This is a genomic window from Clostridium sp. FS41 (assembly GCF_000954015.1).
In the GTDB taxonomy this organism is placed as follows: Bacteria; Bacillota; Clostridia; order Lachnospirales; family Lachnospiraceae; genus Enterocloster; species Enterocloster citroniae.
The window spans coordinates 1-13,808 of sequence record NZ_JYHN01000017.1 but is presented as its reverse complement, the minus strand read 5'-3'; the positions used below and the strand labels follow the sequence as shown (position 1 = coordinate 13,808).

Sequence of the window (13,808 nt, the reverse complement as noted above, 5' to 3'; positions counted from 1 at the left end):
TACTCAAATGACAGATTATAAGAAGCTGATATTGGGATTTGGCATAAAGGAAGGAAAGGCTTATTCCTGGAACGGACAGGCGGAATATGGGAAACCCCTTACGGACCTGGCAAGGACCGGCTGTGACAACGGGGCCGACCAGGTGCTGCTCTATGATCATTCTGAGAATGATGAGGATCACGAGGCGGTGATCGGTCTGATAAAGGAGACTGCCAGAACCGTGGATGAACCGATCCTGGCAGGAGGCCGTGTGAGAAGGCTGGAGGACGTAAAGAAGTATCTCTACGCCGGAGCCAGCGCCGTATTCCTGGATGTGAGCCGGGAGGACAATGTGGACATGATGAAGGAGGCTGCGGACCGTTTCGGCAGCGAGAAGATCTATGCATACCTTCCGGATATTACATATATTCCCCAGGCGGAGGAATATGCGCAGCTGGGCGCCTCGGTGATGATCCTTAAAACCTCGGCCCAGGTACCTTCCCTTCAGGAGTTGGGGGAGATTGGGGAGAGCGGGCATGAAGCCCTGATCTTTTGCGGAGGCCACCAGTCTGTCCAGGACATGGCGGGGGAACTTAAGATCCATTTTGGCTGCCCTCTGGTCAAGGGGGCCATCCTCACCCTGGAAGAGGAATCCATGGATACCTGCATGGAGATGAAGCAGATGCTCAAGGGAGCCGGTATTGAGACAGATACCTTTGAGAGCACGGTGGCGTGGAAGGATTTTAAGCTGAACAGCGATGGGCTGGTTCCTGTGATCGTGCAGGATCATAAAAGCTCGGAAGTGCTGATGATGGCGTATATGAACGAGGAATCCTATGAGGCCACCCTTGCCACGGGAAAGATGACATATTTCAGCAGAAGCCGGCAGAAACTGTGGCTGAAGGGAGAGACCAGCGGACATTTCCAGTATGTGAAATCCCTGAAGCTGGACTGTGACAATGACACGATCCTGGCCACGGTCAAGCAGATCGGCGGCGCCTGCCACACGGGAAGCAGGACCTGTTTCTTTACCACCCTGGCTGAAAAGGAATACAAGGAGACAAACCCCTTAAAGGTGTTTGAGGATGTGTACGGTGTGATCCTGGACCGGAAGGAACATCCGAAGGAGGGATCCTACACCAATTATCTCTTTGACAAAGGTATTGACAAGATCCTCAAAAAACTGGGGGAGGAGGCCACTGAGATCATCATAGCGGCCAAGAATCCCAACCCTGAGGAGATCAAGTATGAGATATCGGATTTTCTCTACCATATGATGGTGCTTATGGCTGACAGGGGAATCTCCTGGGAGGAGATAACGGAGGAGCTGGCTAACCGGTAGAATAAAAAACAGAATGGCTCCATCCATCTTTTAATCAGTGCCTGCCCGGAGTTTCCTTCCCGGGCAGGCACTTTTTACAGATAGGCATTGTCCCTGATCGGAAACAAAAGGAATCATTGAGTTTTTCAGCCTGCTATGATAGAATAAATAGTATATTTGCCAGTATTTTCATCCTAAAGAAGAGGAGTAAAGCTATGTTTTCACGAAAAAAGATTTTGGTTGTGGAAGACAATATGCTCAACCGAAGCCTGTTGTGCCAGATTCTGTCCGAAGATTATGATGTTGTGGAGGCGGAAAACGGCCAGGAGGCCCTTGATATATTAAAACAGTACGGAGAAGGGATTTCCCTTATTTTATTGGATATTATCATGCCGGTTATGGATGGCTACACCTTTCTCTCAATCATGAAAGCAGATCCCGCTTATTCCTCCATTCCCGTTATTGTAACAACACAAAATGACGCCGAGTCGGATGAGGTTGCCGCTTTGTCCCATGGGGCAACGGATTTTGTGGCTAAACCTTATAAGCCTCAGATCATCCTGCACCGCGTGGCAGGTATTATCCGGCTGCGGGAAACAGCCGCCATGATCAACCTGATGCAGTATGACCGGCTGACCGGACTGTACAGCAAGGAGTTTTTCTATGAGCAGGTGAGAAACGTCCTGCTGCGAAACCCTGATACCCACTATGACATTGTTTGTTCCGATATTGAGAATTTCAAGCTGATTAATGATGTGTTTGGAGTGAAGACAGGCGACCGCCTGCTGTGCGGGATTGGAAAGGCATACGAGGAGAATCTGGGCGGCAGGGGAATCTGCGGCCGCCTGAATTCAGACCAGTTTGCCTGCATGATAGAGCACAAATGGGAGTATACCAACGATATGTTCATGGAAGCCAATATCCAGACCAATGAGCTGCTGGAGGTCCACAACATTGTGATGAAATGGGGCATCTACTATGTGGAGGACCGCATGGTTTCCGTGGAGCAGATGTGCGACAGGGCCCTTCTGGCTGCCAGGAGCGTCAAAGGCCAGTACGGCAAGTTTTTTGCGATCTATGACGATACCCTGCGCAACCAGCTGCTGAGGGAACAGGCCATTACGGACAGCATGGAGACGGCCCTGGCCCGGAACCAATTCCTGGTCTATCTCCAGCCAAAGTACAGGATCAGGGATGAGAACCTTATAGGAGCGGAGGCGCTGGTCCGGTGGATCCACCCGGAGTGGGGCTTTTTATCCCCGGCAGAGTTTATCCCTCTGTTTGAGAAGAATGGTTTTATCACAAAACTGGACCAGTTTGTGTGGGATAAGGCCTGTGCCGCCATCCGTTCCTGGGATGACCGGGGATATTATCCCATATCCGTGTCTGTGAATGTTTCCAGGGCGGATATTTACAATGAGGACCTTGTGTCCACCCTGATCCAGATCGTTGAACGATACGGACTTTCCCCTTCCCGCCTTCATCTGGAGATCACAGAGAGCGCTTATACGGAAAACCCAAAGCAGATCATCGATACAGTGACCCTTTTGCGCGAACAGGGCTTTGTTATTGAGATGGATGATTTCGGAAGCGGATACTCCTCCCTGAATATGCTCAATGACATGCCCATCGATATCCTGAAGCTGGACATCAAATTTATCCATAACGAGATGGCCAAGCCCAAGAGCCAGGGAATCCTTCAGTTTATCATCAACCTGGCGCGCTGGATGGACCTGGGAGTGGTGGCGGAAGGCGTGGAGACCAAGGAACAGCTGCTCAGGCTCAGTGAGCTGGGATGTGATTTTGTACAGGGATATTACTTTGCAAGGCCCATGCCCTGCAAGGATTTTGAGGCCCTTCTGGCCGCTCATAAGGAAAGCGGGCTTCAGATACCGGAGGAGGAGACTTGCTCCGGGGAGGAACTGCCCGTGCTGCTGGTGGCGGACGAGGACCCGGTTTATCGGGAGTCTGTGCAACAGGCATTCAAGGGGCATTACCAGGTGGTGGGGACCGCCACCTGTGATGATACCCTGGAATACATAAAGAACCACAGGGGGATAGCGGCAATTGTTTTAAGCATAACACTTCCGGATACAGATGGTTTTCAGGTGCTGAAAACCATCCAGCGGGACAAGGAATTGTGGAACCTTCCCATCATAACCACGGCCCTGTCCAACCCGGAACTGGAAAACATGGCATTGGAACTGGGGGCGGATGATTTTATATGCAAACCCCACCTGATGCAGAGCCTGTCCAAACGGATACAGCGCAGCGTATTGTTTTATGCATCTGCCGGCGTGGCGCTGACACAGCCCGGCACGCGGCTGCAGGAACAGTCAAAACGCAGGAAACCGGAAGCTTCTGAGAAAAATACAAACAAGGAGAGCTGCGGCTTGTGGAAAGAGGAAACAGTATGAGTAATCCGAACAGTGGGAATCAGACGATCCGGCAGTTCTGCCGCTGCTGGTTTGAACTGAGGGATGCGGGGCTGGCCGAGGAGTTCCTGGCAGATGACATACACTTTGTGGGAACCGGCGAACAGGAGTATGCGGATGGCAGGGAGGATATGGCCCGATACCTGAGGGAGGATATAAGGGAGATACCGGAACCCTTCCAGGTGGATTTTTCGGTTCTTAATGAGCAGCAGCTGGGGGAAAACGTATATGTCATGTCAGCAGCCTTCAGCCTGAAGAACTCCGTATATGCCTGGCATCTGCGCTGCTTTTTTGTGTTAAAACAGCAAAAGGGCCGGTGGCTGGTCTGTGATCTGAACTTTTCAGAACCCAGCAGCAGCCAGGGAAAAGGGGAACACTATCCCCAGACCCTGGTGATGGAAAATATTGCCAGACAGCGGCAGGAACTTCTTAACGAGGCATTTGCAGGCGGTATGCTGGGGTATTATGTGGGGGACGGGTTCCCCTTTTATTTCATTAACCGCAGGATGCTGGAATATCTGGGATACGGGGATGAGAAGGAATTTACGGACGCGATCCGCGGACAGTTTGCAAACTGTATCCATCCTGAGGACCGGGCCATGGTGGAGCAGCTGATGGCAGAGCAGCTGGACATAGGGGAAGAGTATGCGGTGGAATACAGGATGTGCAAAAAGGACGGATCCTATATCTGGGTCCATGATGTAGGGCATAAGACTGTTTCAGAGGACGACCGGCCTGCCATCACATCGGTATGCAGCGATATTACAGCCCAGAAGCAGGCACAGAAGGAGATACTCCACATCTATAATAATATTCCGGGAGCCGTATTCCGCTGCCGGTTTGATGCTGATTTTTCCGTCATTGATGCCAATGATGGATTGTTTGACTTTATAGGATACACCCGTCAGGAATTTGCAGCCATGGGAAACCGCATGTCTGCGGTCATCTGGCCGGAGGATCTGGCGGTGATGGAGGGAAAGCTGCGCTCCCAGCTGGAGCACGGGAATACCATCCGCAACGAAAACCGCCTGGTGTGCAAGGACGGCGGTGTAAAATGGATATCGATCAAAGCGCAGCTGTTCACCGGGGAAGACGGAGAACAGTATTTTTACTGTGTGTTTGTGGACATCACGGATGAGAAGCAGGTGCAGGAGCGGGTCAGGGAACTGTATGAGAATGAACTGACTTATTTTGCGGAGCTGTCCACAGAGGGTGGACTGATCCAGGGAAGGATCAATATTACCAGGAATTATCTGGAGAGTTATCTGTCCACAGCCGAGGCATCCATTGCCAAGGTGGGGGATACCTATGAACAGACCATTGAGAATCTGTCGGCCTCCGCTGTGGATGCCAAGTACGGACAGGATATCCTGCGCGCCATGCGCAGAGAAAAGGTGCTGTCGGATTTTGCTTCGGGCAAAACAGATTATCATTTTGATTTCCTGCGCAGAGGCAGGGATGGCGGGGCCTTTTGGAGCAATACCAGCTTCAGGGTATGCCTGAATCCTGGAACAGGGGATATCATTGCATTTTTCTACACCTTTGATATCACTGAGAAAAAACTTCAGGAGCAGCTCCTCTATAAGATTGCGGAGCTGGATTATGATATCATAACTGAGATCGATATCCATAAAGGCACACACCACCCCATATCCTTTTGCGGCAGCCAGAAGGCAACCGTGGCGAGGCAGGGATATTTCCAGGAGGAGATCCGCAATGTGGCCAGCCGGTATATGGACCAGGAGGCCGGGAACGAATACCTGGAAAAGATGGATTTCGGTTATATGCAAAGGCAGCTGGCTCTTCATGATATGTACAATTTTATTGTGGAGATGAGGGATGAACACGGAGTCCAGAGGATCAAGCGGTTTAAGGTGTTTTATATTAACCAGGACTTAGGGCGGGTTGGGGTAGTGCGCACAGATGTGACGGACGTGGTCCGCAAGGAGCAGCGGCAGAAGGAGGACCTGGCAGCGGCGCTGGTTGCCGCGGAACAGGCCAATGCAGCTAAATCTGATTTCCTGTCCAGGATGAGCCATGAGATAAGGACGCCTATGAACGCCATTATCGGCATGAGTACCATAGCGGCCAGGTCCATTGGGGATGATGAACAGGTGGAGGACTGCATCTCCAAGATCGGAATATCTTCCAGATTCCTGCTTTCCCTGATCAATGATATCCTGGATATGAGCCGGATCGAGAGCGGGAAAATGCTGTTAAAGAGCGAGAAGATCCCCACGGATGAATTCCTTAACGGCATCAATTCCATCTGCTATGCCCAGGCCGCTGCCAGGGGAGTGGACTATGAATGCATCCTGGACCCGGTGCTGGATGATTACTATATTGGCGATGCCATGAAGCTGCAGCAGGTGCTGATTAATATCCTGAGCAACGCCATTAAGTTTACCAATGAAGGCGGAAAGGTTACGCTGTCTGCCGCGCTGCACAGAAGAACGAAAAATGACGCTGTTTTGCGGTTCATTGTAAACGACACAGGAGTGGGTATGAGCGAGGAGTTCCTTCCCCATATCTTCGAGCCTTTTTCACAGGAATCCACAGGCACCACAGCGCCGTACGGAGGTACCGGGCTGGGGCTGGCTATCTCTAAAAACATTGTGGATATGATGGACGGAAAGATCACTGTGCGCTCCATCAAAGGAATCGGCACTGAGTTTACGGTGGATGTGAAACTGGGCATTACGGAGGAAGAAAAGCTGCGCCACAATAAAAAGAAGACCACCTATAACTTCTCCCATCTGAAAACCCTGGTGGTGGATGATGACGTGGCTGTGTGTGAGAGCGCCATTGTAACCCTGGAGGAGATGGGGGTCAAGGCGGAGTGGGTGGACAGCGGGCGCAAGGCGGTGAAACGTGTAAGTGATCTGTGGACCGATGGGAAATATTTTGACATGATTCTCATAGACTGGAAAATGCCGGAGATGGATGGGATTGAGACGGCACGCCGCATACGGGGTATTGTGGGACCGGATGTGACCATTATCATCATGACAGCTTATGACTGGGTCACCATTGAACACGAGGCAAAGCTGGCAGGAGTGAACCTGCTGATGAGCAAGCCCATGTTCAAGTCATCGCTGATATCAGCCTTTACCAGGGCCCTGGGGGGAAAAGGAAGAACAGGACCGCCAGCCTGAGTCATCGGAGTACGACTTTACAGGCAAACGCGTGCTGCTGGCAGAGGACAATATGATCAACACGGAAGTGGCCGTGATGCTGCTGGAGGATAAGGGATTTAAGGTGGATACGGCTGAGAACGGATTGCGGGCCCTGGAGCTGTTCAGCAAGTCGCCGGAAGGGTATTATGATGCCATACTGATGGATATCAGAATGCCGCTGATGGATGGACTGACCACGGCCAGGAACATACGCCATCTGAGCAACGGGGATGCCGGGGAGATCCCCATTATTGCCATGACAGCCAATGCGTTTGATGATGATATAGAGAAGAGTAAGGCGGCGGGCATGGATGCCCATCTGGCAAAACCCATTGAGCCGGATCGGCTGTTCCAGACTCTGTACGACTTTATTTTTGGAAAGGAGGCATGACAATGGGGGGATTCAGGGAAATGTTTGAGGCCTACGGGGCGGATTACCACTCCACCATGGCAAGGTTTATGGGAAATGAGGCCATGTATATGAAGTTCCTGGACATGCTGTTTAAGGATGATAACCTTGAGAAGCTGGGGGAAGCCCTTGAGAAGCAGGACTATGAGGAGGCTTTTTCCGCTGCCCATACGCTGAAAGGGGTTGTGGGAAACATGGGGCTGACACCTCTTTTTCACGCGGTCTGCGCTGTTGTGGAGCCTCTGCGTGCGGGAACAGCGTCTGTGGATTATGGGGCACTGTATCAGATCGTTCAAACAGAGTTTTTGCGGGTGGACGAGCTTAGGGCAAGATTAAAAGAAGGGCGGTAATGACAATGGAGGGCACCTCTTTTTGTGAAGGCTATATGGGAACTGCGTTTGACAGCTTTCCCTGCGGTCTTTGTATCTGTCAGATCAAGGAGGGGCAGATACTGCCCGGATACTGCAACCCTGCTTTTTATGAGATCCTGGGCTGCTCCGGCAAAAAACGTCCGGATTCGGGACGGATGCTGGACTGGGACAGGGTCCATCCTGAGGATGCCGGCATCCTGAAGGAAAAGCTGGCCAAGCTGATCCAAAGCAAAGGCAGGTTTACCCATACTTTCCGTCTGTTCCATCACAGGGAAAATGATTACCAGTGGATCCGGCTGGAGGGTTCCGCAAAACAGAAGGACAGCGGGGAACTTATGCTCTACGGGGTGTTAAACGATGTGAGCAGCCAGGTGAGGATGGAAAAGGAACTGGCCGGCGCCAAGGCGAAGATGGAGGATATCATCAACGCGATTCCCGGCGGTGTAGCTATTTACCGGGTGTCGGATATCTTTGATACGGTCTATTTTTCAGATGGTGTTCCGGCACTAACCGGTTATACGGTGGAAGAATACCAGGGAATGATCAGGCAGGATGCGGCTGAGATGACCTATAAAGAGGATACGGCCATGGTGGTATCCAGGGCTTTGCAGGTGGTCCAAAGCAAAGGCGTGGATGAATTTGAGTTCCGCAAACAGCATCGGGACGGGCATATTGTATGGGTGCGGGTACAGATCAAATGGATCGGCGAAGACCAGGGATGCCCTTTGCTGCACTGCGTGTTCCACAACATTTCCGACCTTAAAAACACACAGATGGAAATGAACCATCTGATCAACTCCATTCCCGGAGGCATTGCCATATTCCGGAAAGAAAAGGATGTCTATGAAGCATCCTTTCTTTCCGATGGGGTCATTGCCCTGGCCGGCTATACACGGGATGAGTATGAAACCCTGATCCGGAGAGATGCCCTGGATGTTGTCTATGAGGCGGACCAGAAGAGGGTCCGAAACGCTGTGGATCACACGATCAGTAACGGCATGGTGCTGGATGTGTTTTACCGCATCCTCCACAAGGACGGGCGGCTGGTCTGGATCCATATGAGCGGAAGGCATATGGGACCGTTGGATGAAGACCCAAGGATCTATCTTGTGATCACGGGTATGTCCGCGGAGACACGGCTGTTCCAGACAATTGCCAATGAGATGGCGGATTCCATCTATGTGATCGACAGGGAGAATTATGATCTTCTGTATGTGAATGAAAATGAAGTCCTTTTTACGGATTCAAAAAACTGTGTGGGCCAGAAATGTTATGCGGCCCTTCATGGAAAGGACAGTCCCTGCAGGTTCTGCACCTTAGGATCAGATATGGAGGACGGCCGGGAACACGAGATGCGGGTGGAGGGCTCAGACCGCTTTTACGTGACCCGTTTTAAGGAGAGCGACTGGAATGGGATCCCGGCGTATATAAAGTATGTGCGGGATGTGACCCAGGAGGTGAAAACACGCAGGGAGAAGGAGCGGCTGGAAGAGTATTTCCAGACCGTGATCAAGAACCTGCCCGGCGGGATTGCCGTTGTAAGGTGTGAGAAGGACGGCAAAATGATTCCTGAATATATGTCGGACGGATTTGCCGCTCTGACCTGTATGTCTCTGGAGCAGGCCTGGGCGCTCTACAGCCAGGATGCCCTGTCGGGTGTCCATCCCGATGACAGGGAACAGGTGGGTGACGATATAGCAGGGTTTATTAAACAGGGTGAAAGCAACTTTGAGATGGTATACCGTCTCCTGCGGGGGGACGGCACCTATGTCTGGGTCAAAAACACACTCAGCATGCTCCGCAGTGAGGGCGGTGAAAACCGGTTCTATGCGGTTTACCATGATGTGACAAAGGAGCGTGAAGAGCAGGAGCAGCTGCGCACGCAGTTTAAGGAACGGCTGATGCAGCATTACGGGACCACGGATCCCAATGCACTGGTCATGGGCCACTGCAATATTACCCGTAACAGGATCATTGAGATCAGTGACCATACGGACTCCCATCTTCTGGAATCCTTCGGATATGACCGTGAGACCTTCTTCACCGGCCTTGCCGGTCTGGTGGAAGATGAAGCAGACCGCCGTCTCTTTCTGGATACTTATCTGAATGCGCCCGCCATGAAAGCCTTCCAGGAGAATGATACGGAGAAGATACTCCGGTGTTTTATCAGGCTGCCCAATGAAACCACCGGCCGGTACGTACAGTTTAAGGTGAATCTGGTAGATGCGCCTGACACGGGCGATGTGACGGGAATCCTGACAGTGACGGACATTACGGAACAGGTGATCAATGACAGGATCCTGCACCAGCTTTCCGTGACCAGCTACGATTTTGTCATAGACCTGGACCTGGAGCAGGACACCTATAAGGTTCTGACCTGTAATGAGAACTCCAGCTGTCTTCCGAGCCGGTCAGGATGCCATTCAGGGCATCTCAGCTATATGCTGGGGCAGGTGATCGTGCCCAAGGACAGGGAACAGTTTTTTAATTCCCTGGATCCGGGTGAGATCCGCAGGCGCCTGGAAAAAGATGGGCCGTATACATTTTCATATTCCATCATGGATGAGAAACGGGATATCCGTACCAAGAATATGACAGTATCGGAGATAGACCTTCGCCTGGGCAGAGTCTGCCTTGTGCGCACGGATATAACGGATTCGGTGCGGGAGCAGCAGGGATTCCTGAACATTATGGCATACACCTTTGAACTGGTGGGGATCATCGATGTGTACACCGGCCGACTGACCATGCATACACGCCAGACCGTGTTGGAGAACCTTCCGCCTTTTAAAATTGACGATTACGACAAGGCGACAGAGAAATTTGTAAGGCAGTATGATCCTGGTGAGGATAGGGATCATGCATTGAACCAGTTTAACCTGGAATATATTCTGCAGACGCTCGTATTAAAACCGGGTGGGTATGATTTTGTGTTTCCATACCATGGGGAGGACGGGATCCGCTATAAGCAGATCAATGTGCTGTGGGGGGATGAGAACCACCGCACCGTGTGCCTTGTCAGGGCGGATGTGACGGATATGCTGGCAGAGGAGCGCAGAAGGAAGAACGCCCTTGAGGAGGCTCTGTCCGTTGCCAGGGAGGCAAGCCAGGCTAAAAGTGATTTCCTCTCCACCATGAGCCACGATATCCGTACCCCTATGAATGCCATCATGGGCATGACGATGCTGGCCAAGGCCCATCTGGATGAGCGGGAGAGGGTGGAGGACTGCCTTCAGAAAATATCAGTCTCATCCAGCCATCTTTTGAGCCTGATCAACGACATCCTTGACATGAGCAAGATCGAGCAGTCTAAGATCAGCCTGAACCATATGAAGATATCCATGTCCGGTCTGCTGGAAAAGCTGTCCGCCATCATGGAACCTCAGGCAAAGGCGGCGGGACTTACATTTACCATCCAAAGCAGGGGGATTGAGCACGCTTATTATTACGGTGACAGCTTGCGTATGAACCAGATACTCATAAACCTTCTCAGCAATGCGGTCAAGTTTACTCCGGAAGGGGGTAGGGTGGATTTCCTGGCAGAGGAAGTAACACCGGTCAGGCCCCAGGGGTATGCCCGCTACCGTTTTACGGTGTCGGACACGGGGATCGGTATGAAGGAAGAGTTTTTATCCCATATTTTTGAACCCTTTACACGCAATACGGCGAGGGTGGAAGGTACAGGACTGGGACTTAGCATTACCAAGGGACTGGTAGATCTCATGGGAGGGGATATTTCCGTTGAGAGCAAGGTCCATATGGGCACTACATTCAGGGTTGAACTGGAATGTGAGTATGGGGACGGGGATGAAGCCGGCACGGAATCCTCAGGAGCGGGCCATGATGTGGCTGCACCGGACCAGATATTTGCAGGCCGCAGGTTCCTGATCGCTGAAGACAATGATATCAATGCCGAGATACTTTGCGAACTGCTTAAGATGCAGGGGGCGCATTCGGATGTGACGGAGAACGGGGCTTTGGCATTAAATGCCTTCATGGACGCGGCCCCTGGCACCTATGACGCTGTCCTGATGGACATACGTATGCCCAAGATGAACGGATATGAGGCCGCCCAGGCCATCCGCAGGATGAAACGGGAGGACGCCGGGCAGATACCCATTATTGCCATGACAGCCAATGCATTTTCCGAGGATGTGCAGGAATCGCTGGATGCGGGGATGAATGCGCATATCGCGAAACCCATTGACATGGAGATACTAAAAACAGTCCTCAGCCGTGCGTTAAAGGGGATTGTATAAATATCCGAACATTATCTTCGATTTTACTCTTTTAAATATTGACTTTTAATTAACAAAATGAGATAATGAGAAGGATTTCGATAAAATGAAAGAGAGGATAATGAAAGATGGCAAATGTTGATTTGAGTCAGTATGGAATTACCGGAACTACAGAAATTGTTTACAATCCTTCTTTTGAAATGTTGTTTGAAGAAGAGACAAAACCCGAACTGGAGGGCTATGAGAAGGGACAGGTAAGTGAACTCGGTGCCGTTAACGTTATGACCGGTATTTACACAGGACGTTCACCTAAGGACAAGTTTATTGTCATGGACGAGAATTCCAAGGACACCGTATGGTGGACATCTGATGAATATAAGAATGATAACCATCCGGCCAGCCAGGAAGCCTGGGATACGGTAAAAAAGATCGCTCTGGAAGAACTTTCCAACAAAAGACTGTTTGTTGTAGACGCATTCTGCGGAGCAAACAAGGACACCCGTATGGCAATCCGTTTTATTGTTGAGGTTGCATGGCAGGCTCATTTCGTTAAGAATATGTTTATCCAGCCAACCGCTGAGGAGCTGGAGAACTTTAAGCCGGATTTCGTTGTTTACAATGCTTCCAAGGCAAAAGTAGAGAACTACAAGGAGCTGGGCCTGAATTCAGAGACAGCCGCCATGTTCAATATCACCAGCCGCGAGCAGGTTATTGTCAACACATGGTACGGCGGTGAGATGAAGAAGGGCATGTTCTCCATGATGAACTACTTCCTGCCGTTAAAGGGCATTGCTTCCATGCACTGTTCTGCCAATACCGACTTAAACGGCGAGAATACCGCTATTTTCTTCGGACTTTCCGGAACAGGCAAGACCACTCTTTCAACAGATCCCAAGCGTCTTCTCATCGGAGATGATGAGCACGGCTGGGATGACAACGGCGTGTTTAACTTTGAGGGCGGATGCTATGCCAAGGTTATCAATCTTGACAAAGATTCTGAGCCCGATATCTACAATGCGATCAAGCGCAATGCTCTTTTAGAGAACGTTACCCTTGATGCTGACGGAAAGATCGACTTTGATGATAAGAGCGTGACAGAGAACACACGTGTATCTTACCCGATCGACCATATTGAGAAGATCGTACGTCCGGTTTCCGCTGCTCCTGCTGCAAAGGATGTTATCTTCCTGTCAGCAGATGCATTCGGCGTGCTTCCTCCAGTATCCATCCTGACACCGGAGCAGACACAGTATTACTTCCTGTCCGGCTTTACAGCAAAGCTTGCCGGTACAGAGCGTGGGATCACAGAGCCGACTCCTACCTTCTCAGCTTGTTTCGGACAGGCATTCCTGGAACTGCATCCAACCAAGTATGCAGAGGAGCTTGTTAAGAGAATGGAGAAGAGCGGCGCAAAGGCATACCTTGTGAACACCGGCTGGAACGGCACCGGAAAGCGTATCTCCATCCGCGACACCCGCGGCATCATTGATGCGATCCTGGACGGCTCCATTGCCAAGGCACCTACAAAGCAGCTTCCATACTTTAATTTTGAGATTCCTACCGAGCTTCCAGGCGTAGATCCTGCAATCCTTGATCCACGCGATACCTACAGCGAAGTTTCCCAGTGGGAGACCAAGGCTCAGGATCTGGCACAGCGTTTTGTGAAGAACTTTGCTAAGTACGAGGGCAATGCAGCAGGAAAAGCATTAGTATCCGCAGGTCCTCAGTTATAATCAGTTATAAATTTCAGCTATCATATTGACATTAGACTCTTTGTCGACAGTTGGGGCAGGATTTGAGAAAATCCTGCCCCTATTTGTATGATGAGAGCCTTTTTTATAATTTTCACAATCCTGTATTGACCTGTGTTCCGGGGGGG

Annotated in this window: 5 protein-coding genes and 1 pseudogene; all 6 read left to right on the top strand. The window is 51.0% G+C overall.

Annotated elements, in window-relative coordinates:
- Window positions 1–7: 7 nt before the first annotated feature.
- Window positions 8–1,321, top strand: coding sequence for a bifunctional phosphoribosyl-AMP cyclohydrolase/phosphoribosyl-ATP diphosphatase HisIE (gene hisIE, locus CLFS41_RS02085; RefSeq protein WP_007864439.1), 1,314 nt, complete (start codon window positions 8–10; stop codon window positions 1,319–1,321).
- A gap of 194 nt (window positions 1,322–1,515) precedes the next feature.
- Window positions 1,516–3,717, top strand: coding sequence for an EAL domain-containing protein (locus CLFS41_RS02080; RefSeq protein WP_045091317.1), 2,202 nt, complete (start codon window positions 1,516–1,518; stop codon window positions 3,715–3,717).
- Window positions 3,714–7,302: pseudogene (locus CLFS41_RS02075) on the top strand (response regulator). Before CLFS41_RS02080 ends, CLFS41_RS02075 begins: the two are co-directional and overlap by 4 nt.
- 2 nt (window positions 7,303–7,304) lie before the next feature.
- The gene (locus tag CLFS41_RS02070) at window positions 7,305–7,670 is read left to right on the top strand and encodes an Hpt domain-containing protein (protein WP_045091316.1); all 366 of its coding nucleotides are present in this window, start codon (window positions 7,305–7,307) and stop codon (window positions 7,668–7,670) included.
- Window positions 7,670–11,950 carry a PAS domain-containing protein gene (locus CLFS41_RS02065; RefSeq protein ID WP_045091315.1) on the top strand — a complete coding sequence of 1,427 codons (4,281 nt, stop codon included), beginning with the start codon at window positions 7,670–7,672 and terminating at the stop codon, window positions 11,948–11,950. The genes CLFS41_RS02070 and CLFS41_RS02065 overlap by 1 nt, the downstream gene beginning before the upstream one ends.
- A 107-nt stretch (window positions 11,951–12,057) precedes the next feature.
- Window positions 12,058–13,662: a phosphoenolpyruvate carboxykinase (ATP) gene (gene pckA, locus CLFS41_RS02060; RefSeq protein ID WP_007864450.1), complete on the top strand. Its 1,605-nt coding sequence runs from the start codon at window positions 12,058–12,060 to the stop codon at window positions 13,660–13,662.
- Window positions 13,663–13,808: the final 146 nt, after the last annotated feature.